Origin of the sequence: Bradyrhizobium elkanii WSM2783 (assembly GCF_000472865.1) — a bacterium.
Classification (GTDB): domain Bacteria; phylum Pseudomonadota; class Alphaproteobacteria; order Rhizobiales; family Xanthobacteraceae; genus Bradyrhizobium; species Bradyrhizobium elkanii_A.
The window spans coordinates 137,352-164,351 of the sequence record NZ_AXAP01000009.1 but is presented as its reverse complement, the minus strand read 5'-3'; the positions used below and the strand labels follow the sequence as shown (position 1 = coordinate 164,351).

27 protein-coding genes and 1 tRNA gene are annotated in these 27,000 nt (G+C 62.6%); 8 read left to right on the top strand and 20 right to left on the bottom strand.

The features are described from left to right. Positions 1-62: 62 nt before the first annotated feature. Both YY7_RS0111410 and YY7_RS0111405 read right to left on the bottom strand, forming a co-directional pair. A complete protein-coding gene (locus YY7_RS0111410) occupies positions 63-1,121 on the bottom strand; it encodes a phosphotransferase family protein (RefSeq protein WP_028163343.1) in 1,059 nt (352 codons plus the stop codon). Positions 1,122-1,170: 49 nt separating this feature from the next. Then, positions 1,171-2,403 (bottom strand): acyl-CoA dehydrogenase family protein, encoded by a 1,233-nt coding sequence (locus YY7_RS0111405; protein WP_028163342.1) that lies wholly within the window; start codon positions 2,401-2,403, stop codon positions 1,171-1,173. Positions 2,404-2,706: 303 nt separating this feature from the next. Here YY7_RS0111405 and YY7_RS0111400 point away from each other — a divergent pair, with 303 nt between their 5' ends. Beyond that, the gene (locus tag YY7_RS0111400) at positions 2,707-3,378 is read left to right on the top strand and encodes a TetR/AcrR family transcriptional regulator (protein ID WP_028163341.1); all 672 of its coding nucleotides are present in this window, start codon (positions 2,707-2,709) and stop codon (positions 3,376-3,378) included. A gap of 10 nt (positions 3,379-3,388) precedes the next feature. Here YY7_RS0111400 and YY7_RS60235 read toward each other — a convergent pair whose 3' ends face one another. From YY7_RS60235 to YY7_RS0111375, 5 genes are all read right to left on the bottom strand, one after another. Further along, positions 3,389-3,775 carry a hypothetical protein gene (locus tag YY7_RS60235; RefSeq protein WP_155255130.1) on the bottom strand — a complete coding sequence of 129 codons (387 nt, stop codon included), beginning with the start codon at positions 3,773-3,775 and terminating at the stop codon, positions 3,389-3,391. 239 nt (positions 3,776-4,014) lie between these two features. Then, the gene (locus tag YY7_RS0111390) at positions 4,015-5,244 is read right to left on the bottom strand and encodes a CaiB/BaiF CoA transferase family protein (RefSeq protein ID WP_028163339.1); all 1,230 of its coding nucleotides are present in this window, start codon (positions 5,242-5,244) and stop codon (positions 4,015-4,017) included. A gap of 308 nt (positions 5,245-5,552) precedes the next feature. Then, positions 5,553-6,515: a Bug family tripartite tricarboxylate transporter substrate binding protein gene (locus YY7_RS0111385; protein ID WP_028163338.1), complete on the bottom strand. Its 963-nt coding sequence runs from the start codon at positions 6,513-6,515 to the stop codon at positions 5,553-5,555. 38 nt (positions 6,516-6,553) lie between these two features. Continuing rightward, on the bottom strand, positions 6,554-7,003 hold the full coding sequence (locus tag YY7_RS0111380; RefSeq protein WP_028163337.1) for a MaoC family dehydratase: 450 nt from the start codon (positions 7,001-7,003) through the stop codon (positions 6,554-6,556). A gap of 13 nt (positions 7,004-7,016) precedes the next feature. Continuing rightward, positions 7,017-7,508 (bottom strand): MaoC family dehydratase, encoded by a 492-nt coding sequence (locus YY7_RS0111375; RefSeq protein ID WP_028163336.1) that lies wholly within the window; start codon positions 7,506-7,508, stop codon positions 7,017-7,019. A gap of 104 nt (positions 7,509-7,612) precedes the next feature. Between YY7_RS0111375 and YY7_RS0111370 the strand changes: the two genes are divergently transcribed. After that, the gene (locus YY7_RS0111370; protein WP_028163335.1) at positions 7,613-8,383 is read left to right on the top strand and encodes an IclR family transcriptional regulator domain-containing protein; all 771 of its coding nucleotides are present in this window, start codon (positions 7,613-7,615) and stop codon (positions 8,381-8,383) included. A 55-nt stretch (positions 8,384-8,438) separates the two neighbouring features. Here YY7_RS0111370 and YY7_RS0111365 read toward each other — a convergent pair whose 3' ends face one another. From YY7_RS0111365 to YY7_RS0111325, 8 genes are all read right to left on the bottom strand, one after another. After that, the gene (locus tag YY7_RS0111365) at positions 8,439-9,761 is read right to left on the bottom strand and encodes a glycosyltransferase (RefSeq protein ID WP_028163334.1); all 1,323 of its coding nucleotides are present in this window, start codon (positions 9,759-9,761) and stop codon (positions 8,439-8,441) included. Between the two features lie 213 nt (positions 9,762-9,974). After that, positions 9,975-11,297 (bottom strand): glycosyltransferase, encoded by a 1,323-nt coding sequence (locus YY7_RS0111355; RefSeq protein WP_028163333.1) that lies wholly within the window; start codon positions 11,295-11,297, stop codon positions 9,975-9,977. A gap of 156 nt (positions 11,298-11,453) precedes the next feature. Continuing rightward, positions 11,454-14,603 carry a multidrug efflux RND transporter permease subunit gene (locus YY7_RS0111350; protein ID WP_028163332.1) on the bottom strand — a complete coding sequence of 1,050 codons (3,150 nt, stop codon included), beginning with the start codon at positions 14,601-14,603 and terminating at the stop codon, positions 11,454-11,456. 4 nt (positions 14,604-14,607) lie between these two features. Then, positions 14,608-15,804 carry an efflux RND transporter periplasmic adaptor subunit gene (locus YY7_RS51390; RefSeq protein ID WP_035689855.1) on the bottom strand — a complete coding sequence of 399 codons (1,197 nt, stop codon included), beginning with the start codon at positions 15,802-15,804 and terminating at the stop codon, positions 14,608-14,610. A 39-nt stretch (positions 15,805-15,843) separates the two neighbouring features. Then, positions 15,844-16,401, bottom strand: a complete 558-nt coding sequence (locus YY7_RS0111340) for a TetR/AcrR family transcriptional regulator (RefSeq protein WP_028163331.1) — start codon at positions 16,399-16,401, stop codon at positions 15,844-15,846. A gap of 264 nt (positions 16,402-16,665) precedes the next feature. Further along, positions 16,666-16,926, bottom strand: a complete 261-nt coding sequence (locus YY7_RS51385) for a hypothetical protein (protein ID WP_080663670.1) — start codon at positions 16,924-16,926, stop codon at positions 16,666-16,668. Between the two features lie 51 nt (positions 16,927-16,977). Next, entirely contained in the window at positions 16,978-17,205 is a 228-nt protein-coding gene (locus YY7_RS0111330) for a hypothetical protein (protein ID WP_028163330.1), read from the bottom strand. 151 nt (positions 17,206-17,356) lie between these two features. Further along, a complete protein-coding gene (locus tag YY7_RS0111325) occupies positions 17,357-18,313 on the bottom strand; it encodes a helix-turn-helix transcriptional regulator (protein ID WP_028163329.1) in 957 nt (318 codons plus the stop codon). 307 nt (positions 18,314-18,620) lie between these two features. Here YY7_RS0111325 and YY7_RS0111320 point away from each other — a divergent pair, with 307 nt between their 5' ends. After that, positions 18,621-20,315 (top strand): tetratricopeptide repeat protein, encoded by a 1,695-nt coding sequence (locus tag YY7_RS0111320; RefSeq protein WP_028163328.1) that lies wholly within the window; start codon positions 18,621-18,623, stop codon positions 20,313-20,315. Between the two features lie 352 nt (positions 20,316-20,667). Continuing rightward, positions 20,668-20,741: transfer RNA gene (locus YY7_RS0111315), tRNA-Gly, on the top strand. Positions 20,742-21,282: 541 nt separating this feature from the next. Here YY7_RS0111315 and YY7_RS0111310 read toward each other — a convergent pair. Next, entirely contained in the window at positions 21,283-22,032 is a 750-nt protein-coding gene (locus YY7_RS0111310; RefSeq protein ID WP_028163327.1) for a hypothetical protein, read from the bottom strand. A 199-nt stretch (positions 22,033-22,231) separates the two neighbouring features. Here YY7_RS0111310 and YY7_RS0111305 point away from each other — a divergent pair, with 199 nt between their 5' ends. After that, positions 22,232-22,633 carry a YciI family protein gene (locus YY7_RS0111305; RefSeq protein ID WP_028163326.1) on the top strand — a complete coding sequence of 134 codons (402 nt, stop codon included), beginning with the start codon at positions 22,232-22,234 and terminating at the stop codon, positions 22,631-22,633. Here YY7_RS0111305 and YY7_RS0111300 read toward each other — a convergent pair. Continuing rightward, a complete protein-coding gene (locus YY7_RS0111300) occupies positions 22,630-23,628 on the bottom strand; it encodes a helix-turn-helix domain-containing protein (RefSeq protein WP_245287256.1) in 999 nt (332 codons plus the stop codon). The two genes, YY7_RS0111305 and YY7_RS0111300, sit on opposite strands and share 4 nt — an antisense overlap. Before the next feature lie 507 nt (positions 23,629-24,135). On the opposite strand from YY7_RS0111300, the gene YY7_RS0111290 reads away from it, so the two are divergent. After that, positions 24,136-24,525, top strand: coding sequence for a hypothetical protein (locus tag YY7_RS0111290; RefSeq protein ID WP_245287255.1), 390 nt, complete (start codon positions 24,136-24,138; stop codon positions 24,523-24,525). Positions 24,526-24,684: 159 nt separating this feature from the next. Beyond that, a complete protein-coding gene (locus YY7_RS0111285; protein ID WP_028163322.1) occupies positions 24,685-25,053 on the top strand; it encodes a BA14K family protein in 369 nt (122 codons plus the stop codon). A gap of 167 nt (positions 25,054-25,220) precedes the next feature. Here YY7_RS0111285 and YY7_RS0111280 read toward each other — a convergent pair whose 3' ends face one another. The 3 genes from YY7_RS0111280 to YY7_RS0111270 are packed head-to-tail and all read right to left on the bottom strand — an operon-like array spanning position 25,221 to position 26,188. After that, on the bottom strand, positions 25,221-25,445 hold the full coding sequence (locus tag YY7_RS0111280) for a hypothetical protein (protein ID WP_130225636.1): 225 nt from the start codon (positions 25,443-25,445) through the stop codon (positions 25,221-25,223). An 11-nt stretch (positions 25,446-25,456) separates the two neighbouring features. Then, a complete protein-coding gene (locus tag YY7_RS51380) occupies positions 25,457-25,861 on the bottom strand; it encodes a cupin domain-containing protein (protein WP_035689852.1) in 405 nt (134 codons plus the stop codon). Positions 25,862-25,864: 3 nt separating this feature from the next. After that, on the bottom strand, positions 25,865-26,188 hold the full coding sequence (locus YY7_RS0111270; protein WP_196237252.1) for an ectoine synthase: 324 nt from the start codon (positions 26,186-26,188) through the stop codon (positions 25,865-25,867). Positions 26,189-26,370: 182 nt separating this feature from the next. Between YY7_RS0111270 and YY7_RS56470 the strand changes: the two genes are divergently transcribed. Continuing rightward, entirely contained in the window at positions 26,371-26,991 is a 621-nt protein-coding gene (locus YY7_RS56470; protein ID WP_028163319.1) for a helix-turn-helix domain-containing protein, read from the top strand. Positions 26,992-27,000 lie beyond the last annotated feature (9 nt).

Here is a 27,000-nt window from a genome sequence, read left to right as displayed (position 1 = left end):
GAAGCGAAGCGCCTCTATTCAACGTGGCGTGGTCCGAAGGGATCGCACCACACTATCTTCTCTCACGTCGCGCCCGCCTTTTGCGCGTATTCCCAGGATGCCTTGGACAGCGGCACCGTGCGCTTGGCGGATTCGATGGCCTTCGCGTTCGCGGCGGTGCCGTCGCGGATGCGGCCGGCGATACCCTGCGTGATGCCCGCGAGGCGGAACAGGTTGTAGGCGAAGTACCAGTTGAGATCAGGCACCGCCATGTTGGTGACGTTGCAATAGATCTGCGCGGCCTCTTCCATGCTCGGAATGTTCAGCGCCTTGAGATCGGCGTCAGCAAGCCCCGACATGGTCCATTGCATCAACAGATAAGTGAAGTCGGCCATGGGATCGCCGAGCGTCGACAATTCCCAATCGAGCACCGCCAAGACGCGCGGCTCGGTCGGATGGAAGATCATGTTGTCGAGGCGGTAATCGCCGTGAACGATCGAGACCCGTTCCTGCTGCGGCACCGTCTTCGGCAGCCACTCGGCCACCTTCTCGAATTCTTCGATGTGCTGCGTCTCGGACGCGCGGTACTGCTTGGTCCAGCGATCGATCTGGCGCGCGAAATAATTGCCGGGCTTGCCGAAATCGCCAAGCCCGATCGCTTCGGGATTGAAGACGTGGAGTTTCGCCAGCGTCTCGATCTTGCTGGTGAAGATCTTGCGCCGATCCTCCGGCTGCTGGCTCGGCAACGTCGGATCCCAGAACACCCTGCCCTCTTCAAAGGACATGATGTAGAAGGTGGCGCCGATCACGGAATCGTCGGTGCAGAGCGCGTAGGCCTTGGCGACCGGAAAGCCCTGCTTGCCGAGCGCGGCGATCACGCGGAACTCGCGATCGACCGCGTGCGCGGACGGCAACAATTTACCGAACGGCTTGCGCCGCATCACGTAGGCGCGACCGGGCGTCTCGAGCTTGTAGGTCGGATTGGACTGACCACCCTTGAATTGCAGGACTTTCAGCGGTCCCTGAAAGCCGTCGACATGCTCCTGCATCCAGCGGGCAAGGCTCGCCTCGTCGATGCGATGCCGTTCCTCGACTTCCCGGGTCCCGGAAAATTCTTCGTCCTTCCTGACGCCGTCCGCCACGATGACGCTCCCTCACTCTTTTTGGGGAGCGCCATCGCGACGCTCCCGGTCAGTGTGTAGTGTTTGCATACTTCCGAAGTTCAAGTCTGGCAATGGCGCGGTTATGCACCTCGTCCGGACCGTCGGCCAGCCGCAGCGTGCGGATGCCCGCGTAGTCCTTCGCCAGCCCCGCATCATCGGACACGCCGCCGCCGCCATAGGCCTGGATCGCCTCGTCGATGATCTTCAGCGCCATGTTCGGCGCCGCAACCTTGATCATGGCGATCTCGAGCTGCGCGGTCTTGTTGCCGACCTTGTCCATCATGTCGGCGGCCTTGAGGCACAAGAGGCGCGTCATCTCGATATTGGTGCGGGCTTCGCCGATGCGCTGCTCCCACACCGAGTGCTCGATGATCTTCTTGCCGAAGGCGGTGCGCGACATCAGCCGCTTCACCATCTTCTCCAGCGCCTCCTCGGCCTTGCCGATGGTGCGCATGCAATGATGGATGCGGCCCGGGCCGAGGCGGCCCTGCGCGATCTCGAAGCCGCGGCCTTCGCCGAGCAAGAGGTTCGACGCCGGCACGCGCACGTTTTCGAGCAGCACCTGGGCGTGGCCGTGCGGCGCGTCATCGAAGCCGAACACCGGCAGCATCTTCTCGACCTTGATGCCGGGGGTGTCGAGCGGCACCAGGATCTGCGACTGCTGCTGGTGCCGGGCCGCCGAAGGATCGGTCTTGCCCATCAGGATCGCGATCTTGCAGCGGGGATCGCCGACGCCCGACGACCACCATTTGCGGCCGTTGATCACATAGTGATCGCCGTCGCGCTCGATGCGGGTCTCGATGTTGGTGGCATCGGACGAAGCCACCGCGGGCTCCGTCATCAGGAAGGCGGAGCGGATCTCGCCGTCGAGCAGCGGCCGCAGCCACTGCCGCTTCTGCTCCTTGCTGCCATAGCGGAACAGCACTTCCATGTTGCCGGTATCGGGCGCCGAGCAGTTGAAGACCTCGGACGCCCAGGTGATGTGGCCCATCTCCTCGGAGAGCAGCGCGTATTCGAGATTGGTCAATCCCGCGCCGTGAAATTCGTCGTCATCATGCGAGGACGGCGGCAGGAACATGTTCCAGAGACCCTCGGCCTTGGCCTTCTTCTTCAGCTCCTCGAGGATCGGGATCACCTTCCAGCGCGGCCCCTCCTCGTCCTGCTTCCTGTAGATCGGCACCGCCGGGCGAACATGCGTGGTCATGAACGACTGCACGCGGTTCAGCCATTCCCTCTGCTTGTCCGACATCGTGAAATCCATGGGACGCTCCTCGTTTCCTAGACTTTGGGCCGCACTGTCTTCCCGCCGCCCGCGCGCCGCAAGGCCCGACCGCGGACGACAACGACTGTGGTGTACCAGAACGCCATCGCGCATATCAGCGGATTGACATTTTCCAGCCTTCAAACGATAGTTTCATACAAATGTTTGAAATGCAACTCCCTCGAAGTCTCCCGTCATTCCGGGGCAGCCCGCGAGGGCTGAACCCGGAATCTGGAGATGCGCGGCGCGAGATTCCGGGTTCGCGGCTGTGCCGCGCCCCGGAATGACGGAGAGAGCAAAGCCATGGCCAGCGACCAGACCCGTACCGCCATCCTCGCCGCCGCCGAGCGGCTCTATGCCGACCGCGGCTTCGGCGACGTCACGCTGCGCGACATTGTCGCGGAGGCGAACGTCAACCTCGCCGCGGTGAACTATCACTTCGGCTCGAAGGATGAATTGATCGCGGAACTGTTCGTCACCCGCAGCATCCAGCTCAACCGCGAACGGCTCAGGCTGTTGCAGGCTGCCGAGGAAGCAGGCGATGGGCGCGCCTCGATCGACGCGATACTGCGCGCCCTCGTCGGCCCGACCTTGCGCGGCTGTCTGGGCCCGGAGAACCAGCGCTCGACCGCGGCACGTTTCATGATACGGGTCTCGATCGAGTCAGTGCCGCCGATCCGCCGCATCCGGAACCGCGAGATCGATCATTTGCGCAAATTCATCACGGCGATGCGCCGATCGCTCCCGGGACACAGCGATGTCGAACTCTATTGGGGCCTGCACTTCGCGCTCGCCATGGCGCAGCAGACCGTGCGCGACAGCGAGCGGCTGACGAAGCTGTCGGAGGGCAAATGCGACGTCGACGACGTCGAAGGGATCATCGAGCGCGTGGTCTCGGTCGCAGCGATGGCGCTGACGACGGGTGATGCCGCGAGCAAGACGCCGGCGCGCATGCTCGCACGCGACGCGCGCTAGCTGCTATCAGCTAATTCAACACGGAGGCAGTCTCAGACGCGATCGGACCCGTGCCACTGGCCTGGGCCATGCCGTACGCTGCAAACGCAACCGCGGCGTTGGCCTGGATCATCACCAGATCCGGTTTCTTGTTGCCCATGAACGTGATCCGGAAATGGTAGAACGGAATCTGCTGCGCTCCGACCGTTTGATAGGCCAGCACGGCCTGAACGTCGGCGACGTTATTCCCTGCGTAGTTGGCCGCCAAAATCGAAAACCGGCAGGTGCCGTCGGGATTGTTGGTGGGACAAGTATAGTGCCAGTTATAAACCGCAGATCCTGGCGGAAAGGATTGCGCAATGGCTGGACTTGCAAGAAGCGCCGCAAGTAAAGGTAAAGCGGAGCGAGCGAGCTGCATCAGTCATTCTCCCCTCACAATTACAGATACAAAGGCGGCTTATTAGATACCCTTCGACGAAATCTGTCTTTCAATTTCGCGGCACAATATGGCGTTTGCCCAGGCCAGCAACGGGCGCGCACCGCTCCCAGCGGCCGTAGCCCGGGTGGAGCGAAGCGTAACCCGGGGAAAGCCTGCGCGATGCCCGACAGATCCCGGGTTGCGCTTCGCTCCAGCCGGGCTACGCTCTGCCGTAACGCCTAAACGATCCCCTTCGCCTTCAAGCCCTCGATCCTGGCTTCGTCATAGCCGAGCTTGCCCGACAGCACTTCCTTGGTGTTCGCGCCGAGCAGCGGCGGTGCGCGGTAGTCCTTGATCGGCGTGCCTGAGAACGTCAGCGCGTTGCGGATCAGCGACAGCGAATGCTCGAAGGGGTGGTCGACCTTGACCTCCATGCCGCGCGAGCGGACATGCTCGTCGGCAAACACCTGCGCGAAATCGTTGACGGGGCCGGACGGCACGCCGGCCTTCTCCAGCTCTTCCAACCAGTAGGCGACCGGCTTCTTGAGGAACAGGCCGGCGAAGATCGCCATGATCTCCTTGCCGTGCACGACGCGGTTGTTGTTCTTGATAAAGCGCGGGTCCTTGGCTAGCTCGGGCTCGCCGAGCACGGCGCAGGTGCGTTGGAATTGCGCGTCGTTGCCGACCACCAGCATCAGTTCACCGTCGGTGCAACGGAACACGCCGGCCGGCATGCCGCCATTGCCCCAGGTGCCGCGGCGCGGCGGCGTCTTGCCGTTGACGAGATAGATCTGCGCGTAGTGCGAGAGCGAGGCGATCACGGTGTCGAACAGGCAGACGTCGACATGCTGCCCCTCCCCGCCCCTGGCATCGCGATGGTAGAGCGCGGACAGGATTCCGATCGAAGTGTTCATGCCGGTCATGTAGTCGACGATGGAGGGGCCGACTTTCATGGGGCCGGCGCCGGGCTCGCCATCCATATGGCCGGTGACGCTCATCAGCCCGCCCATCGCCTGAAAGATCGCGTCATAGCCGGCGCGCGGCGCATAGGGGCCGGTCTGGCCGAAGCCGGTCACCGAGCAATAGATGATGCGCGGGTTGATCTTCTTGATCGATTCGTAATCGAGCCCGTAGCGCTTGAGATCGCCGACCTTGTAGTTCTCCATCATCACGTCGACGCCTTTGGCGAGCTCACGGATGATCTCCTGCCCTTCCGGTTTGGCGATATTGACCGTGACCGATTTCTTGTTGCGGTTGGCGCAGAGATAGAACGAGTTGTTGTTGTTCTCCTTGCCATCGGGGTCCTCCAGATAAGGCGGACCGAAGGCGCGCGCGTCGTCGCCGGTGCCGGGACGCTCGATCTTGATCACCTCGGCGCCGAGATCGCCCAGCATCTGCGCCGACAAGGGACCCGCGAGCACACGCGTCAGGTCGAGAATCTTGATGCCCGAGAGTGGCAGAGCCGACATGAAAACTTCCTCCGCAGAAACTTATGCTCTTGTGGCGCGGGAACGTAAGGTTCGGCCGCGCTGTCGAACAGCGGATACACTATTTTCCAACGGCGAGTACTGCGCTCTCGGCATGAAGCTATCCGCCTATCTTCAGGCGACCAGCGCGATCCGCGTCCTGCGTGATAAATTTTTCGTGTATTTTCAATAGCTTGAAAGCAGAGGACGCATGCGGCGGGATCGGCTGACACAGGGCCGGGAGGCCGGCGCAGGCCTTGACGTGCGAGCAGGGTCGCCGCGGACGTGGCACGGTCTCGCCGCGGGTTTGACTATTCCGGCTGCAGATTGGCGGCCGCAACCACGCGCCCCCATTTCGTGATTTCGGCATCAACGAATTTTGCGAATTCGCTGCCGAACAGTTTGCCCGGCTCGACACCCTGGCTTGCGAACTTTTCCTTGATGGCGGGATCGGCAAGCACATCCCGGATCACGGTCACCAGCCTGCCGTAGACGGCGGATTCGCCCGCTTGCGGCATGTAGAGGCCGAACCAGGCCGTGGCCTCGAAACCCTTCAGGCCTGCTTCATCGAGCGTCGGCACGTCCGGCAGCGTCGCCGCGCGCTCCCTGCCCGTCACCGCGAGCACGCGCAGCGTTCCGGCCGCAGCTCCAGGGATCACCGTCGGCAACGTGTCGAACATGATCGGCACATGGCCGCCGATCAGATCGTTCATCGCGGGGGCCGCTCCCTTGTAGGGAACGTGCACGATATCGACGCCCGCCATCTGCTTGAACAATTCGCCCGAGAGGTGGTTGGCGCCGCCTACGCCGGAGGAAGCAAATGACAGCTTGCCCGGCTGCGCCTTCGCCATCGCGATCAATTCGCCGACGTTTTTGGCCGCGAAATCCCGACCGACCACCAATGCATTTGGCGCGGTCGCGATGACGGCGACGGCCGAGAATGCGGTGCGGGTATCGTAAGGCAAACTCTTCCGCAGGCTCGGGTTGATGACGTGATGTGTCGCGGTGAGCAAAAGCACGCTGCCGTCGGGCGGCGCCGCCGCGACCGACTGCGAGCCGATCACGCCCGATGCCCCGGCGCGGTTATCGACGATCACGGTGATGCCGTGCCTGATCTCGAGCGATTGCGCCACATAGCGCGCGAGAATGTCGGTCGTCCCTCCCGCCGGGAACGGCACGACGATCTTGATCGATCTTGGCAGATCCTGCGCCGATGCCGTAGGCGCAAGGCCAAGGAAAAGCAGCGAGCAAGCGATCGCGACCAGCCTTCTCATCGTCCTATCCTCGCGCGCATTCGCGCAAGCCGCCGGCATCAGGCTGCCGCGGTTGCGACCGGAAACTCCACCATGGCTTCGCCGATGGCGACCTGCTCGCCATTCTGGTTCTTCACCATGACATCGATGAGTACCCAGCGGGATTTGGTCGTGACCTGTTTGGATTTGATGATGCCGGTGGGCTGGATCGTATCGCCGGGCCGCACCGGCTTGAGCCAGCGGGTCTCGAGGCGACGATGAATAGCGCTCGGCGGCGTTGCCCAATCGGTCAGCATGCGCGTGAGCAGGCCGAAATTGTTCATGCCATGCATGATGATGCCGCCGAAATTGGTCTTGCCGAAATTGCCCTTCATATATTCGTCGTCGAGGTGCAGCGGATTGTAATCGAGCGAGCCGTCGCAGAATAACCGGATCGACTCCCGCGACACCGCGAACCTCGGACCGTCGATGCCGTCGCCGGCCTTGAGCTGATCGAAACTGACTGTCATCGCTTGCCGCTCCTCACATCGGACGAATGGTCTGGCCGCGACCCGAACAGATCACGTCGCCATGCTGATTGAAGAAGACATTGTCGTGCACCACGAACAGCCGCTCGCGCCGGATGAACTTGTCGAGCGCGCGCGCCTGCAACGTGATGGTGTCACCCGGCCGTGCCGGAATGTTGTAGCTCCACGACTGCCCGGCATTCACTGTGCCCGGGCTGCGCATCCAGTCGTCGGTGGGCGTGCAGGCGAACATCAAGAGGATGTGGATCGAAGGCGGTGCGACCAGGCCGCCATAAGGGCCGGCCTTCGCCGCGGCCTCGTCGAGATAGAGCGGATTGGTCTCGCCGACGGCCTTGCAGAACAGAGCGATCGCCTCCTGTGTCAGCTTGTACGGCAAGGTCTTGCGCGGCTCGCCGGGCACAATCTCGTCCCAGACCTTGCGCGATGTCGCGTCCTTCCAGAAATCGGTCTCGAAGTCCGCGCTTTGCGCGCTTGAGGCTTGCGCCATCCGCTCCACTCCCCTATTGTTCGCCTAGCGAACTGTTCGTTCGTTATACGAACCATCCCTAAACCACCCGGCCGAACCTGGCAAGGGCCAACCACGCATGCGCCATGAGCAAGGACAGTGATGAATTCGTGCGCTCGATCGCGCGCGGCTTCTCGATCGTCGAAGCGCTCGGAAAACCTCCGGGCCGCCACACCCTCGCCGAAGCCGCGCAGATCGCCGGCCTCAGCCGGGCGACCGCGCGACGGATATTGGCGACCCTCGTCACGCTGAACTATTGCGCGTCCGACGGCCGCTATTTCTCGCTCAAGCCACGGGCATTGGGACTGGGCCTGTCGTATCTCAACGCGCTGCCCTATTGGGGCTACGCCCAGCGCGCGCTGGAGGATTTGCGCAACGAGATCGGCGAATCCTGCGCGCTGGCGGTGCTCGACGAACGCGAGATCGTCTATGCGCTGCGGCTGCCTGCGCGGCGGATTCTGTCCACCAATCTCGGCATCGGCAGTCGCCTGCCCGCGCATCTCGTCTCGCTCGGCCGGGTGCTGCTCGCAGCGCTTCCACCGGAGAAACGCGCCGCCTATCTTGCGAGCGGCGACTTCAAGCCGGTGACACCGCGCACGGAGACCGATCCGCAGCGGATCAGCGCGATCCTCGGCCGCGTCGAGAAAGAAGGCTATGCCTGGGTCGAAGGCGAACTTGACCCGGCCATCTGCGGCATCGCGGTGCCGCTCCGCGACCAGATCGGCGCAGTCGTGGCCGCCATCAGCATCAACATGATCTCGGGCACGATGAGCGAGGCCGCCGCCAAGAAGAAATACCTGATCCCGCTGAAGAAGACCGCGCAGGACATTCGCAGCCAGATGGTTTCCGCGCGGTAGCGAGGGATCAACGATTGGCGTTGATCCCTCGCGGCGATATCGAACGGATGCGAAGTTAGGCCGCCGCGGCGTTGCGGCGCGCGGGCGCTTTTTTCCCCGTCGCCGCTTCGTTGATGATGCGAACGATCAGCGATCGCGTATCCCGCTTGGCGAACTCATCGGCCAACGAGGAGGCCCGCATGCGGTAGCCTGGCTTCTCGAGCACCGTCCGAACCGCCTCGCGCAGGACCCGCGGATCCGGCTGATTGGTCGCCAGGTTGATACCGACGCCGGACCACGCGACGCGCGCGTTCACATCGGCCTTGTCTTCGGTCAGCCCGGCGCTGACGATCGGAATTCCATAGCTCATGGCCTGATTGACGCTGCCGTAGCCGCCATTGGTGACGAACACATCCGCCTTGCGCAGGATCCACTCGAACGGCAGGTAGCTGGCGACGCGGGCATTGGACGGAATCGGGCCGGGAATCGTATCGACCGGACGACCGCCGGTGGTCGCCACCACCAGCAGATCCGGCTCGTTCGCAAGGGCCTGGAGCGTCGGCGCGACGAGAAGACCGAAATTGTGATTGGCGACCGTCCCCTGCGTGACCAGCACCACCTTGCGCGAGCCATCGAGGTCGGCGGCCCACGGCGGCACCGGCGCCTGGTTCGGGATGATCGGAGGCGTACCCACGAAATGAACCGTGGGCGGGAGCTTGCGCGGGAACTCGAAGCTCGGCACCGACAATTGCAGATAGGCATCGGCGAGCGCGACAACGGATTCGAACATCGGCATGGACAGCGGCCCCACGCCAAACTTCGCCAATACACCGTTCAGGCGCTCCGCCACGGGCTCGTTGACGATCCCGTCGAATTCCTGCGCGATGACGGCATACTTGTCGCGGTCAGCCTGGGTGGCAGCGGGCGGCAGCCCAAGAAACAGTGGCGCGCCATCATCGCGGGTCCAGTGCAGGATCGAAGTCCCGCAGAGAACGACGGGAGGCCGGTTTGCCCGCTGACCGAGCAGCATCGGAAGCACGCCGAAGATCATGTCATCGCCCACGACGACGTCGGGCCGGACGTCGCGCAACGCGAGCTGCAATCCGGCATGTTGCGCCGGTATGGCGTCCACGAACAGCCGTTCCATGGCGATGCGAAGCCATTGCGGTCCCGGCGCGATAGTCTTGAGCTCGGGAACGACCTCATCCATCACGCGCAGATCGAAGTCGGCACCGGCGGGAAGCGCCCGGAAGCCGGCACCGATGGCCTCTACCCGCGGCCGCAGCACGCTGCCGGTCAGGAATGTAACCTCGTGTTGCTCGTCGATGAGGCCGCGGGCGACTGCAAGCAGCGGATTGAGATGGCCGGTTGCAGGCGTCGAAGCGATGAGAACTTTCATTGTGATCCTCCAGCATGAACATCGGCGCGGAAGACCATCTCGCCTTGAGAAGGCCCGGCCGGCTCAAGGAGGACTCTGGCGAAGCATCGCTACGCTTCGACTTCGAACGGCGAGAGAATGGTTACGGCTGAAATAGGATTGAGTCAGCGGAGGGCAACTCACGTCGCATTCGCGAGCGCCCCCCGAGCGATATCGAACGGATGCGGCGCGAGGTTACGCAGCCGCCGCCTTGCGGCGCGCAGGCGCTTTGCTTCCGGTCGCCGCTTCGTTGATGATGCGGACGATCAGCGATCGCGTATCGCGCTTGTCGAACTCAGCGGCCATCGACGCGGCCCGCGTGCGGTAGCCCGGCTGTTCGAGCACGGCCCGGACCGCCTCGCGCACGGCCTTCGGCTCCGGCTGATTGGTCGCCAAATTGATACCGACGCCGGACCACGCGATGCGTGCATTCACATCGGCCTTGTCCTCGGTCAGCCCGGCGCCCACGATCGGAATTCCATAGCTCATGGCCTGATTGACGCTGCCATAGCCGCCATTGGTGACGAGTACATCCGCCTTGCGCAGGATCCACTCGAATGGCAGGTAGCTGGCGACGCGGGCATTGGAGGGAATCGCGCCGGGGATCGTGTCGACGGGACGACCGCCGGTGGTCACCACCACCAGCAGATCCGGCTCGTCGGCAAGGGCTTTGAGCGTCGGCGCGACGAGAAGCCCGAAATCGAAATTGGCGAACGTTCCCTGCGTGACCAGCACCACCTTGCGCGAGCGGTCGAGTTCACCGGCCCATGACGGCACCGGCGCCTGGTTCGGAATGATCGGGGGCGTACCGACGAAATGGACCGTGGGCGGCAGCTTGCGCGGAAACTCGAAGCTCGGCACCGACAGTTGCAGGTAGGCGTCCGCCAACACGACGACGGACTCGAAGAGAGGCATCGACAGCAGCCCAGCGCCCAGTCCGGCCAAGAGCTCATTTATGCGGCGCGTCGCGGGCTCGTTGACCACGCTGTCATACTCCTTGGCGATGACGGCATAGCTGTCACGATCGGCCTGTGTGGCTGCAGGTGGCAGTCCAAGGAAGAGAGGCGCACCGTCCTCACGAGTGGCGTGCAGGATCGAGGTTCCGCATAGCACCACGGGAGGACGGCTTGCGCGCGGACCGAGCAGCATCGGAAGCACACCAAAGAACATGTCGTCGGCCACGACGACATCGGCCTGGATTTCGTCCACGAGCTGCTGCAACCCGGCAAGTTGCGCCGGCATGGTGTCGACAAAAAAGCGCTGAAGGGCGATGCTCAACCATTGCAGCCCCGGCTCGACATTCTTGAGCTCCGGCACGGCCGCATCCATGTCCCGAAGATCGAGGTCGGCGTCGGCAGGAAGCGCCCGGAATCTTGCACCGATGGCCTCCACTCGCGGCTGCAACATGCTGCCGGTCAGGAATGTAACGTCGTGTCGTTCGTCGATAAGGCCGTGGGCCACGGCCAGCAGCGGATTGAGATGGCCGGTTGCGGGCGTGCAGGCGATGAGAACTTTCATGTGATCCTCCAGCGTGAACGATCGGCACGGTGGGACCTTCTCGCCTCGAGAAGGCCCGGCCGACTCACGGAGGACTTTGGCGAAGCGTCGCTACGCTTCGGCTTCGAACGGCGACCGAATGGTTACGGCTGAAATGAAGTTGCACCGCGCTGACCGCTACGCTTCGGAAGGCTTCGCAAGTGGAGCTTCGGCTGCCGCTTCATCGTTCGCGGCCGGCCTTCTGGTCCGCAGCAGGCGCAGAACGAACACGAAGAAGGCCGGGACGAAGAAGATCGCGAGAATCGTCGCGGAGATCATGCCACCGAGAACGCCGGTGCCGATGGCGTTCTGGCTGGCCGCGCTGGCGCCTGATGCGATGGCGAGCGGCACCACGCCGAGCGTGAAGGCGAGCGACGTCATGATGATCGGCCGGAAGCGGACGCGAGCGGCGTCGACCGCGGCATCAGCCAGCGATCTGCCTTCCGCGTAGTAGTCCTTGGCGAACTCGACGATCAGGATGGCGTTCTTCGCCGACAGGCCGATGATCGCGATCAGCCCGACCTTGAAGTAGAGGTCGTTTGGCATTCCCCGGAGCATCACGGCCAGGACGCAGCCGATCACGCCGAGCGGCACGACGAGCATGACCGAGAGCGGGATCGACCAGCTTTCATAGAGGCCGGCGAGCAGCAGGAAGACGAAGAGGATGCTGAGGCCGAACAGAATCGGCGCCTGCGAACCCGATTTGATCTCTTCCAGCGACTGACCGGTCCATTCGGAGCCGATGCCGTTCGGCAGCTCCGAAGCGAGGCGCTCCATCTCGGCGATCGCCGCGCCCGACGAATTGCCTGGAGCCGGCTCGCCGGCGATGCGCACCGTGGGGTAGCCGTTGTAGCCAACGATCTGCGGCGATCCCTTCTGCCACTGGGCCATGGCAAACGAGGACAGCGGCACCATGCCGCCGCCCGCATTGCGGACGTTGAGCTTCAAGAGATCCTCCACCCGCAGGCGGCCGTGATCCCGCGCCTGGATGATGACCCGCTGCATACGGCCGGCGTTCGGAAAGTCGTTGATGTAGGACGATCCGAGGTTGGCCGTGATCGTGTTGTTGATGTCGGCGAAGGTCACGCCGAAGGTGTTGGCCTTCTCGCGATCAATAACAAGAAGAACCTGCGCCGCATCCGACAACCCTTCAATGCGAAGGCCCGCGAGCACCGGGCTCTTGCCGGCCTTCTCCATCAGCTCGGCCGCCGCGTCCGTGAGCGCCGCCTGACCGAGGCCATTGCGATCCTGAAGACGGAAGGCGAAGCCGCCTGTCGTGCCGAAGCCGTCGATCGGCGGCGGCGAAAGCGCGAAGCTGGTGGCGTCCTTCAGCGCAAACAATTGCCCGTTGGCGCGATCGGCGATCGCCTGGGCGGATTGGCCCGCGCTGCGCTCGCTCCAGTCCTTGAGGGTGACGAACATCAAGGCGGCATTGGCGCCGTTGCCCGAGAAGCTGAAGCCCTGAATGGCCACGATATCGCGCACGGCAGGCTCGGTCTTGAAAATCTCCTCGATCTGCTTGATCGACGCCAGTGTCCGGTTGGCGCTGGCTTCGGGCGGGCCCTGGATATCAACGACCAGAAAGCCCTGATCCTCGTTCGGGAGGAAGGCGGTGGGGAGGCTGACGAAGAAGTAACCGAGGCCAACGACGAGGGCGAGATAGATCACCATCATGCGCCCGGCGCGCCGTACGATGCCGCCGGCAGCGTCGGTGTAGCGATCGGTCAATGCTTCGAATTTGCGATTGAACCAGCCACCAATCCCCTTCTTCTCATGATGACCAGGCTTGATCGGTTTGAGGAAGGTCGCGCAAAGCGCCGGGGTCAGCGACAGCGCCAGAAATGCCGAGAACAGGATCGAAACCACCATGGTCAGGCTGAACTGGCGATAGATGATGCCTGTCGAACCAGGGAAGAACGCCATCGGGATGAAGACGGAAGAAAGAACGAGCGTGATCCCGAGGATGGCGCCCGTGATCTGTTTCATGGCCTTCCTGGTGGCGTCCTTCGGTGAAAGCCCCTCCTCCGCCATGATGCGCTCGACGTTCTCGACGACGACGATGGCGTCATCGACGAGGATGCCGATCGCCAGCACCATCGCGAACATGGTCAGGACGTTGATCGAAAAGCCCGCCGCCAGCATGACCGCGCCGGTGCCGAGCAATGCGATCGGCACCACCAGCGTCGGGATCAGCGTGTAGCGGAAGTTCTGCAGGAAGACGAACATCACCACGAAGACGAGCACGACCGCTTCGAGCAGCGTCTCCAGGACCTTCTTGATCGAGGCAGACACGAAGGGACTGGTGTCGTACGGCACCGAATATTTCACGCCCTGCGGGAAGAACCGCGACAATTCCTCCATCTTCGCCTGGACCGCACGCGACGTCGCGACTGCGTTGCCGGTTGCGGAAAGCTGGACGCCCACAGCGGCGCTCGGCTGACCGTTCAGGCGGCTGGAGAAGTTGTAGTTCTCCGCGCCGAGCTCGAGGCGGGCAACATCCTTGAGCCGAACCGTGCTGCCATCAGGGTTTGCCCGCAGCACGATGTTGCCGAATTCTTTGGTATTGGCGAGCTGTCCCTTGACGAGTACGGTCGCCGTCAGGTCGGTGGTGACCGGATTGGGCGATGCGCCGATCTGCCCGGCCGCGACCTGCGCGTTCTGCGCCATGATTGCGCCGTTGATGTCGGCGGCGGTCAGCCCGAGGCCGACCATCTTGTCCGGATCGATCCAGACGCGCATCGCGCGCTGAGCGGCAAACAACTGCGCGCGCCCTACTCCGCCAAGACGGCGCAGTTCGCCAAGCACGTTGCGACTGAAGTAGTCGCCGAGCGCGACTTCATCGAGCTTGCCATCGGTGGACGTGAGCGACACGATCATGAGGAAGCCGGCCGAAGCCTCTTCCACGGTCACGCCCTGCGCGGCCACCGCCGCCGGCAGTCGCGATTGAATTCGCCGCAGCCTGTTCTGCACGTCGACCGACGCCTGCTCGATGCTGGTGCCGGCTTCGAAAGATACGTTGATGCTGATCGAGCCAGACGTGTCCGACGTCGATTCGAAATACATCAATCTGGCGGCGCCATTCAGTTCCTCCTCGATCAGGCGCGTGACGCCCTGATAGATTTCCTGCGGCGAGGCCCCTGGATACGACGTCGAAATCGTCAGTTGCGGCGGCGCGACCTTGGGGTACTGCGCGACCGGCAGCAGCGGAATCGCGATGACACCGGCAATGCAGATGAACAGGGCGAAGACCCAGGCAAGGACCGGCCGCCTGATGAAAAACTGAGCCATCGGATCACCTCGCCCGGCTGGTCGGCTGGTCGGCGGAGATTTCTGCTTCCCGATCGGCAGGCTTCCATGGCTCCGGGACAACCTTGCCGCCCACCCGCACCTTCTGCACGCCATCGACGACGACGCGCTCGCCTTCCTTCAGGCCGGACTCGACGATCCATTCCGAACCGAGTGCCTGTCCAAGTTCGACGTCACGCGTCTCCGCAATCCCGCCTTCCGATACGAGGTAGACCTGCGCCTTGCCGTCGCGCGCCCGGGTCACGGCACGCTGAGGTATGGTGATGGCGCCCTCGCGAACCGCCTGCGCAATGCGCACGCGAACATACATCCCCGGTAACAGGTCGTGTTTCGGGTTCGGGAATTCGGCGCGCAGAGTGACCTGCCCGGTGGTGGAATCGACGCTGGCGCTGGCGAACAGCAATCGCCCCGCTTCGGCATAGAGACCGCCATCGTCGAAAACGAGTTCGACCCGAGCCTCTCCCGGCGCCGGGCTGGCGAGCTTGCCTTCGTCAACGGCGCGCTTGAGCGTGAGCAGGTCCTGCGCCGATTGCGTGAAGTCGACATAGACGGAATCCACCTGCTGGATCAGTGCCAGATTCTGCGTTCCATCGGCGGTGACGAGCGCGCCCTCGGTGACCAGGGCGCCGCCGATGATGCCGCTGATGGGTGCGCGAACCTCGGTGTAATCGAGATTGATCTTCGCCTCGGCGAGCGCGGCTTCGGCCAATGCGACGTCGGCATCGGCCTGGGCAAGGGTCGCAGTTGCCGCATCCAGGTTCACGCCGCTGGTGGCGTCGCGGTCGTGAAGGGTCTTCTGGCGCTCGAACTGCTGTTTCGCATTTTGCTGAACGGCCTTGGCACGCCGCAGCGAGGCTTCGGCGCTCGTCACGCGCACCTGAAAGAGCTTCGGATCGATGCGGTACAGGACGTCGCCTTCCTTGACCGGAGTGCCCTGCGTGAACACGCGCGCCTGAAGGATGCCGGAGACACGCGCGCGAACCTCGGAGATGCGCGTCGCAGCGATGCGGCCCGGAAGCTCGTTCACGACCGGAACAGGATGCGCCTTGAGTTCGATCACGCTGACCGCAGGCGGCGGCAGTTCCGCGCCTTGCTGCGCGGCAACGCCACCGATCGTTAGCGCAAGGAATGCCGCCGCTACCAGATACGTCCTCACGCGCGGCAGGGGTCTGCTGCTGTCCATGTCTTGATTTCCTTGAGTGTCAGCCAATTGTGGGCGGCATCAGCTTTCGCCGGGATAGGACGTGTAGATCGTCCTGATGCCCGCCAGGATTTCGGATCGCTCGGCTGCGTCCCACTGGTGGAAGCCGAGGAGTTCGGTGACGTAGAAGCCGGTCAGCGCCAGATAGGCCATCAGCGCCGCTTTGGGCCGCGCGCCCGCAGCCATCGCGCGCAGGTCCTTCATCGTCCAGTCGCGCATCTGCTGCTGGATCTTCTCTTCGCTCGACATCGAGGCGCTGATCGCGACCGCGATCGCCTTGTCCCGATCGTCGGGAATCCGCTCGGCGTCCGCGATCCGGCCGAACAGTTCGGGATGCGGCGTACCGGCGTTCTCCGCCACGGCCTGTTCGATGCGCTCAAGCTCCGCCTTGACGCGGCGGTCGATCAACGCCTCCAGCAGCGCGCTCTTGGACCTATGGTCGTAGACGACCCGCGACTTGCTGACGCCAGCCTCCTGGGCCACCGCATCGATCGAAAGCCCCGCGGCCCCGAGACGGACAACCACCCGCTCCGCGGCATCGAGGATATCGTCGGTCGTGATCTTGCGTGTCCTGGACAATTGGCGCCCTTCATCGGAGGCCGATCCAATACGAACGTTCGTGTTTTAATTCAAGTAACGATTTCCTGATGTCGGTTCATTTCATGAGGTATCGATTGTCGCACCGGCGGCCGAAAATGGCCGCCGCAAATCACGCAGAACCGATTGAAATGTTTGTGTATTCCATCGATCGCCTGGCGTTCTCGCGGGCACCATCTACTCGATCGGACGCCGCGATGGGCTGCGCGGGCGGGCGCGCTCGCGACGCTGTGCCACGGGCCGAAGTCAGTTCTTTTTCTTTTTGACCGGCTTTGCCGGCGGCATTTCTTTCGCGGCCTTCATCGATCGCGCATAACTGTCAGCCGCATTCTCCGCCGTGATCTGCAGCCGCCTCGCCGCCGCCGCCGCGGAGGCGAGCGTGTTCTTGGCAAGGTGCTTATGGCGGTCCCTGGTCTCCTTGTCCTTGGCCTTGGCGGCCATTCCCATGAGACGGCCATGCTGTTTCTTGGCGGCATCGGTTAGGGCCTTGACCTGCTTCTTGGCCATCGACCGAATCAGAACGTCCAAATCCCCTGCCGCCATTTCTCTTCCCTGCGCTCAGATCTCGTGCAGCTTGATACACTGGCCTTCCTTTTCGATCAATTTACGCCGCACAGCAGCGCATAACGGATTGCGAGGCGGCCGGATCGCGCGAATTCGCGAAGCGGCATCGATCGCCATTGAAAGATCTCCGATGTCCGCCGCAGGCAATAAATTTAAAAATATTTTGGTGATGAAAACCTTGATGGTCGGCAAGCAGTAAGAGCCGCTGAGCGGCTCGGCCAATTCCTCTCCGGGGAATGATCCGAAAATCCAAATGCCTGCGGGCGTTTACAGAAACGGTGGCGGGCTGTCTTCTCAATGCGCGCACGCGCTCGATTTGATGCGCAACCGCCACCGTAACTCCGCGCGGTTGCAGCGAAATCGCCACAGCCGCTCACTCGCAGTTCGCACGAACGCGCATGTCGCGCGGCGTCATGCCGTAGGAGTTTCGGAAGGCGCGATAAAATGTTGCAAGGCTATCGAAGCCACAGGCATAGGCGACATCCGCGACGGGCCGTGACGGCGCCATTGCCAGCAGTTCACCCGCTTTGCGCACCCGCAGGGCCGTCAGCGTGCGCGAGAACGAGAGCCCCGTCGGCTCGAACAGCACATGAACCTGCCGCAGCGATATTCCGAGTTCTTGCGCGACGGCCGCGGGCGACAAGCCCGGCTGGTGCAGATCGCGGACGAGAATGTCGCGCGCGGCATAGTAGAAGCCCGAGCGCAGCGCCGCGCGACACTCGGGCATGCCAGGCAAAAGACGGCCCCGCGCCAGCATGGCCAATCTTGCGACATGCGTGATCTCTGCCGACGGATCGGCGACATCAAGCGGCTCCTGCGTCAACGCATGAAACAGCGCCGAGAGTGCCCTGAAGAACGGGCTCTTCTGCAACAGCGTCGCCGCGAAAAGATCATGGGCCGGCGCGCCCAGCAGAACGTCGCCCCCCAGGGGGATCTTCAGCATCAGGAAGTCGAACCCGTCGGAACGCTCCGGCGTCCCCTCGAACGGAGTGTCGGAATGGTTGATGACGATGTCGCCGTCGGCCACACGATGCCCCCGCCCCCGGCCGACATCCATCCAGCCGGCCCCGCGCATCTGCCACGCAATGCACAGGCTGTCGGCCGGCATCCGCGCGATATCGCCCTCGGTTCGGCTGACCCGATAGGACGAGGCATGCATCCGCGAGACGACCGCTCCTCCGATATCGATCGCGGAAAACCGCCCATGAAAATCGTTGCGGCGCTCGGCCGGCAGCTCGATCGTGACACCGAACAGGCTTTTCCCGCGCACCTCGCGCCAGTGATCGAAGCGATGCTCGGGGTCGATGTCGTCGGTCGTAAAGCTGAGCACAGGGGTCTCATCGAAAAGGAATGAAAAAACGTCTTTGTCCCAAAGCGGGGCGAGATCGGTGTGCCGGGTACCCGGGGGCCCCGAACCGATCCCTTGCTTTCCGGAACACCGCCTCTCCCCGCCCCGCCCGCCGGCGCGCAGCCCCACGGAGCCGAGAAGGCGGGCCGCATTCGTCCCATGATGGCGGCCAGGCGTCCTGATGCGGCGCCCGTAGCGTTCTGAAGTTTTTCTGATATTTTCTGAATGTGCCGCCAAGGGACGGATTTTCCGCCATTTTTAGCGGGGTTGGGGCAGTTTCGGGGGCTGGGTGTTTCGTTTTGCCGGATTTGAGCTCGATCGGGAGCGCGCCGAACTGCGCGGTCCGGATGGCGAGGTGGTCAAGCTCAGGCCGAAAGCGCTTGAGATGCTGCAGCTGTTCGCCGCCAATCCGGGCCGGGTCCTCAGCAAGGAAGTGCTGATGGAGGCGGTCTGGCCGAACGTCCATGTCGGCGAAGACAGCCTGTTCCAATGCATCCGCGAGATTCGCACCGCGCTGGGCGATGACCGGCGCCAGACGATCAAGCTCGTGTCCGGCCGCGGCTACCTGTTCGCCGCCGAGGTGTCGGTTAAACCGCCAGCACCTGGCGTTCCCGTGCAGGCAAGCGCCGAGCCAATCGCAGGCGCGGAACCCGCGAGCGAGATTGCAACACCCGGGCGACTATTCGGCCTGCGCCGGCCGGTGGCTGCGGCCGCCGCAGCGGGCCTTTGCGTGATTGTCGGGTTTGCGGTGGCCGCTCCGACCTTCCGTCCCGATCTCATGTTCAAGCGGCCGCCTCCGACCATTGCGCTAACGCCGATCGTCGATGCGAGCAACGACCCCCGAGGGGCCGGCGTGGCGGCGGCTGTAACCGACCGCCTGACCGATGGCTTGGCCAGGATCGACAATATCCGCGTGGTCGCCCCTGGGGCCGTCGCAGTGGCAGCGGCGCCGACGTCCACGTCCTCGGCACAGTCGGACTTCGTGCTGAATGGCGAACTGGAGAGAGGCCCGCAATCGTGGATCTTGCGGGCACGCATGATCCAGACCAACACCGGCGAGGTCCAGGCGGTCGCTACGGCTTCGGTCGACGCCACCGAATTGGACATGCAGTTGCAGCAATCGCGGCTCGCCGCGGGAGCAGGTCATGCGCTGGCACGGCGCCTTAACGCACTTCTGGAATCCGGCGCCCATCCAGCCGCGACCGGCGACGCCAAAGTTGCGATCGAGCAAGCCACAGCCTCGATCAATCGAACGACACGCGAACGTTTTGCCGCCGCGCAGACGATGCTGGAAAAAGCGCTCGCCGCCGAGCCCGTCAATACCGAGCTGCAGATCGCGCTGGCCGCGCTTCAGTTGCGCGGGATTCAGATGACGTGGTACGCGCCGGCCGAACGTGCGGCGGCGGAGCGCAACGCCGGATCGCTGCTGGAGCGCGCGCGGCAGACGACGCCACGTTACATTCCGGTGCTGGAAGCCTATTGCCGCTTCCTGACCGCGACCAACGAGTTCGTTGAAAGTCTGGTGGCTTGCGCGAAAGCATTGAGTTTTGATCCGTGGAACGGGCTCGTTCTCTACCACATCGGCCTGGCGCAGCTTCAATTGGGGCGCTTCGAGGACGCGCTGGCAACGTTCAAGCAGGCCGATCGCTTCGACACGCCGGAAGTTTCGCGCTGGACCTGGATGCTCGGGGCGGGATGGACCGCCCTACTCATGGGCCGCAACGAGGAAGCGGTGTCCTGGCTGCAGCGGTCGATCGCCATCACGCCGGCGTCGGGACGCCCCTATATGCTGCTGGCCGTAGCCTATCAGCGCCTGGGCCAGCCGGACGAGGCAAGGACGGCGATGGCAAAGGCCATGGCGTTGAGGCCCGATTCGACGGCGCTCAACATCGGACTGCCAACTCGGAATGCCAGCCCGGCTTTTCTCGCGATGGGCGAGCAAACCATGCAGACACTGCTCGAGCTCGGGTTGCCGGAACGCTGACGAGAGCGCAAGCGTTGTCGTCGGTGTCTTTCCGTGGTCTGGCGCGACAATCCAGCAATAATAAAGACGCGGCGGAATCGCTCCCGCCGCGCCCGATTCTCGTGCTCGCTGGTCCAGGGCTGAGAGCGCCCCGATGCCAAGCTTTGGACTGCTTAGCGGGCGATCCCAGCGAGGTGACAGCGCTTGAGATAAGACACTGGATCACCTCCTTTCATTGTTGATGGGACACGCAATATAGGGAGCCGATCGGCGCCTGTTAAGGCCGCAAGGCGGACCGGCCGGAACCCGGCTGTTCGTAACGCCTCACGGTGGTTGAGGCAGCCCTTCCGGCGTGATAGTGGATCGTTCATATGCGGGTGTAGCTCAATGGTAGAGCAGCAGCCTTCCAAGCTGAATACGAGGGTTCGATTCCCTTCACCCGCTCCATCGCTCAGCACCAAAAATCACGATAAAACAACGCGTTGCATGTACTTTCGCATGCGGTCAAATCCGCAGGCGGCGTAGCTATTGGGCTTTCTGCAAACGGACCCGGAGCGGAAATCCTTGGTTCGACATTTGCCGCTTTGGCATAGCGCAGCACTCCATTTGCGATCATTTTTCCGAGGATCAGCTACGGGAGTGGACAAGCTACGGAGGCAAAAATGAAGCGATCGATTGCCTTGTCGGCGTCGCTGATTATTGGTTTCTCGGCTGCGAGCACTGGAAGCGCGAGCGCCGTAATTTACTGCCAATCCGTTGGCTATCCCGCCAATTGTGTCGTTCGGCCCGGCGTCATCGTCGCGCCAACCCGTGACCTCCGCAGAATGCCACCATCAATCAATGCCTACCCGAGCGGCATTTTAAGGCAGGACTTGTTCGACAGGAATAACCCGAACAACCTGCGATCGGATTGGCCCAGTCCACCCGCTCAACCGGCCCAGTTCTGAAAGCAGCGCCGCAGCGCCGTCGTGGCTGTACACGGCCCAGATCAGAAGCCGACATCCTCGTTCATGTAGAAGGTGTTGAGGATGGATATCCGAGGCCGATCGGTCTCAATGGGCGGCCGGCCGTGCCAGCTCATCTTTGTCAGCGAGTGATAAGCCTTCAGGACCACGAACGCATAGCCGACATTGGGCAGGAAGGAGATGGTTTTCACAGGCTCAAGGCAATAGGAGCCGACGTGAAACAGGCCTCTGAGGGAAGCCCGATAAAGCGTCGTGCCGAGCACTTCCTGGCTGCTGTCGGCCGGGCAATAGAGCTGCATTGTCACAACCTTTTTGCGTGTGTCCGGATGCGGCTTGATCTGGTAGCCGTCCCGGTCCCAGTAGAGCACCGGCTTCGCGACCAGCTTCAAATCATCGGGGCGAGGCACCTTGTCGCCGCGAGCACGAATTTCGAGCCCGTCATCCAGTCTGTCCCGTACAGCATGCTCGACCTCCATCGAGGTCAACATGACCGATACCGCAGCCCATGCGGGTCGCAGTGACGGATCGATCTTCTCTACGTTCTCGCCATAGAGCCGCAGCGCCATGCGGGTGCCCGTGCCAGTGATCGGATCATATCCATCAGTGGGAATGCTCCGCACCAGATCCCGGTAAAAATCTGCGGGAAAGAAATCGCGGAAGACGATATGGGGGAAGGGAAAAGAGAAATGGTCCGCCGTCTCGATGCTGGCCACCGCGTGGGCGGTGAGCTCGTCGACCAGATCAGAAGGAGCTGTCTCCGCAAGTGCCACCATAAGGACACCTCAGAACACGCTTACACTTTAACTTGCTTGTTGAATTCCCGTCTTGCGGCCAAAACAAGGCGCGAGCGGCCATCGTGCACAAAAATGAAGGACGCGGCGGCTCAGAATGGGTAGCCCGGCCACGACGATTTGTCGGATTCAGTCTGCCGCAAGCGTCCTTTACCCGGCCATCTAGCAACGAGAGGTACCGATGCTCTACGCCATTCTCGCCTATCACGTCGAAACGGAGGTCATGTCCTGGACGCCGGAGGAAGATGCCGCACTGATGGTCGATCTGCACAAGGTCCATGACCGCTTGACCAAGGAAGGCCGCCTCGGGCCGGCGGCGCGGCTCGGCGAGACCGGGAAAGCCCGCACCTTGCGCGGTCCGGGCGCCGGCGTCGTGATCGACGGCCCCTTTGCCGAGACCAAGGAGCAACTGCTTGGTTTTTACGTCGTCGACTGCGCCAGCGACGAGGCTGCGATCGAAGCCGCGCGCGACCTGCGTCGGGTGAATCCAACGGCGGTCTACGAGATCCGGCCGATCACGCTCTATCTTCCGGGCACAGCCTTTCCACTGACGGAGGCCGCTGACGACAGCGAACCCTCTTAGTCGCAGAACCCTCGCGCTCGCCGGACTGTATCGGACGGATACAGGCCAAATGCGGAGTGGTACAACGATGCAAAACGGCCCATGTGAGTAAAACCCCACTTCAGTGCAACTTCGCTTACCGGAAGCAGGTTCTCTGGTCGCGATAGCTCATCGTGGATCGCTTCAAGTCGAATTCTTCGCAAATAGGCGACAGGCGTCATACCGTGGATTCTACGAAATCCCAATTGTAGCGATCGACTGCTAACACCAACCGTCCCAGCAATATCGGCCATCGTAAGCGGCAGATGAAGATTGGCCCGCATATACTCGATAGCCCGCCTGATGTAACGAGGAGGTGCATCCAGTGGGTAGCGGCTCAACCGGTCGATCAGCCGATGGGGGACATTTTCAAGTATGAGCTGTATCGCAGCTTCTGAGAGCAGAGCGCTGGCTTTCGGAGAGCGTGCCAGGATCCCGTCATACAAGCCAGTCATGCTGGCACGAACAAGCTGAAAAAGGATCTGCCCGGCGCCCGTAGACAAATCGACTGTTGGTGTCAAATTGAGATCTTCCAGTGCCGTGCTCCCGAACGTCGCAGACAGCGCCTTTGTAACCATACCCGTATGCAACGTTAGCGTTACACTTGAGTATCTCCCATCCACCGCTTCGACCCTCTGCTCTTGCAACGTCGGAAGCGATACGATGGCGATTTCAGAGGGTGTTCGTTGCACGTTCCTTCCTGCAATGAGCATTTCGGCCTTGCCGGCATTCAGTAAGCTTATCGCAAGCTCTCCCGATGAATTCTCGTATGAATAGCGCCAATCCCAACCAGCAGAAAGTTCCGCCCTTACGACGTCAATTCCTGCTCCAACTGCAACATCCGCATGCCAACGAAATGATTTGCTAGGCCTCGGCGAGGAGCGGGCATTGATCCCGTGAGGTTGGAGTATTTCAAGCAACTCTTGAAACGAAGATCCTGATCGCGTGGGAGGTGCGGCGAGTACATCTTCGTTCATGCAAATCCTGACCATTGGACTTTTGCTGGACGCGAACCGATCTCACCCGCCAGACCGAGTATCCATCGTTCGGGGCGTCCGCCGGAGGCACAGACCCGCGTCACCACGCTAGCACAGCTTTGGCAAACTCAGGTCGAGGCCTCTTTCTATCAATTCTTTCTCTCAATATCCAATCGTCGAGCGAAACATCCAGATCGCGCAACCGAGTCGCGAAAGATAACATTCGATTTAATTCGTGGGGCCTCTATTCCGAAAAAGCGCCGATCCATTCCCGCAGCGCTCGTTGAAGGCGGGCTCCGCCTGCGGGTGAACGTAGCAAGGCGAGCGTCGGCGTTTGCTACGTCGGCCAGATCGCCGATCGCTTGCAGGATCACTCCGTGCACTAGCCAAAATCCGAATGCCTCCATCCAGAATGCGAAGGCATCCATGGACTCACGGCGCGTTTGGTCTCAATCCTCCCGACTTACTCCAACAGGTTATGAAAGCATGCTTACAAGAATAACTTGCGTGTTCACGCTCATGGCTCTGTCGTCTATGCCCGCACTGGCCGATGGCTGCGCAGAGCACTTCCAGAGCACCGGCGTTCCGATGGTGACGGGCATGACCCACAAGACTTGGATGATTTTCCCATCAGTCAATCCCAGTGTCGCCCTTGACAAGGTTTCCCGGGCCGTTCTGGCAGAGGGCTTTGTCGGTGTGAACGTGGACAAAAAGCTTGGCACGCTGACCACTCAGCAAGAAACAACCGGATCCGGCCGACCACAAACGTTGCAAGTCGTCGTCCGCAAGGAAGGCAGAGGTAGCCGCGTCGATGCGGTCTTCGTCTTGCCGCCCGGACAATTGGCTCCGGGTGTCAGCAATAACCTGTGCCGCGTCGTGGACGCAGCCGGCCAATAAACACCGCCCATCTGTGAACTTAAGCTGACGCGCGAATTGTAACCGGCCGTGCGTGTACGGTCTCGCGCCCGGGCCGAGGCCAGGCGAGCCCGTAATCCATGTTCAGGAATCGGGAGGCAGGCGCCGGCCTGCGCCCACAGGAATGAAGCAGGAGATTCGATGCGCATCGATCACATTTTGAAAGTCGTTTTGATGGCCACCACCGGTGCCGTGGCGCTTTCAGCGTCCGCGATTTCGGCTCCGTTACCGACCGGCACGGGTCTTGCGGCCGCGGTCCCGGCATTCACCCAGAAGGTCTGGTGCCGTTACGGACAGTGCTATGACAACGGCGCCGGTGTTGGCGGACTGGTCGGCGGCCTCATCGGCGGCGCCATCGCGGCCGGTGCGGCCACTGCCGCCGCGCAGCAGGAAGCCGCCGCTGCCGCCGCCGCCCAGCAGCACGCGGCCTCTTGCGCGCAGCGCTACCGCTCCTACGATCCAGCGACGAATACGTACGTGGCAAAGGGCCGGCGGTATCCCTGCCAGTAAGTTTCTTTGAGATGCAGTCGCGACTGCATCTGGTTTCGGGGCTGCGGTGTGACACCGCCGCCCCTTTTTGTTTTGCTGGGGCCTGCGATAAGAGATTGGCGGTTCGCCGAGCAGGCGGAGAGGTCTGGCCGAGCGCTTCGTTCCGAGCACACGTCGACGCGATCATCTCATCCGCGCTTCTGCTCGGAAGCGACCGCAAGGAGAAACTCCGCGAGTGCCTGCTTTCCAGCCTCTTCCGCCGCGCGCTGGGACGAATATCCATCTCCGGTTACTCTGACGCCCATCGGCGCGCCTCTGCGCTTGATTTCCCAGCGCCACGCGGAGCGACATTCGTCGCTGAGGGTCACGATGTAGTATTCGCGCTGGAACACGAGGTGGCTGGTGTCGTGCAAAGCCGGCCCCGTTACGCCGATAGCGGCGGCGTCGCATCCGCCGGCAGCGCACCAACCTTTTTCAGCAGCGGAACGTCAGCCGGACAGGGACCGCCGACACTGACGATATGGCTGCCACGATCGGCTGCGACCGCATGCTTGACGCCCACGGGCACATGGACGACGCAGCCGGCATGGAAGGGCAGCGAGATGTTGTTGGTATAGTCGTGAATCGTCCCCTCGCCTTCGAGGATGAAGATCGTGTCCTCCGACTGGGCATGGACGTGGGGGACGTTGGCCTCGCCGGGTTCGAGGCAGACATAGTTGAGATTCGCCTGCCAGGCGCCGACGCCGGGCCAGATCACGAAGCGCGCGTCCTTGGAGATCAGCGGCAGACGCAGCGTCGGATGGTCGCGATGAAACAGGCGAATGGCCATGGTCTAGCTCGCTGCGATCGTTGAGTTGGGATTGGCATCCGCCGGGCACGGCCCGCCGATCACCTTGATGCCGGCTGCGCCCGCCTCGATACGATAGCGATCGCCGGCGTCGATATGGACCATGTGCCCTTCGGCCACCTCATACCGCGAGCCGCCGGCCGTATCGACGATCGCGCCCTCGCCCGCGATCACGTAGTACACGCAGTCGGACGCATGGCGGAGGTCGATGGTGCGCGCATTCTGCTGCAGCGACACCAGCTGAAAACTGCGGAACGCGGCGCCATTGTGCGGCGACAGCACAACCTTCGCGTTGCCCTCGCCCTCCACGATCGGTATTTCTGGACATCCGGCGGCGCTGTCGATGACTCGAACCTGGGAAAACCTGAGATTGGCCATCGCCGCCTATTTTTTGATCCAAACTAAAGTATTTTTAGTATATTCAAAATCACAGGACCACGCAACGTCTTCTTTGCGAAGACCAGGACGAACGGCGCCGGGAGCGTCAGCACATGAGCCAATCCGAGACCGACACGAATGCCGATCTTGCCCATCTGTCGGAGGAAATCGCCGAAACCACCGCGAACACGCTTGCGGCGATCGGCGTGCGCATCCGCGAATTGCGGCAGGCGCGCGGACTGACGCTGCAGGAGCTCGCCGACGTCTCCGGCCTCAGCACCTCCATGCTCAGCCTGGTCGAGCGCGGACGCGCCTCGCCCTCGATCGGATCGCTGATCGTGATCGCGAGCGCGCTCGGCGTCACGATGTCGGATCTGCTCGTCAGCGGCAGCCTTGCCGAGGAGAAGATCGTGGTGCGCGCGTCCGAGGCGCGCGTGGTCGAGACCGCGCAGCATGTCGTGCGGCGGCTGATGCGGGAAGACCGCAGCCGCGGGGTCTCCGTCGCCGTCAACGAATATGCCCCGCATACCGGCAGCGCCGAGCATCCGATCACCCATGACGGATTCGAATATGGCTTCGTGCTGCAGGGAGAACTAACGGTCGAGGTCGACGGCATCAAGCACGTGCTGCGGCAAGGCGATCTCATCGCCTATAGCTCGCGCCGCAAGCACAAGCTCTGGAACCACGGCAAGACCAAGGTCCGCACGCTCTGGTTCAACCTCGATCGCGATTGAGGCCCCCTT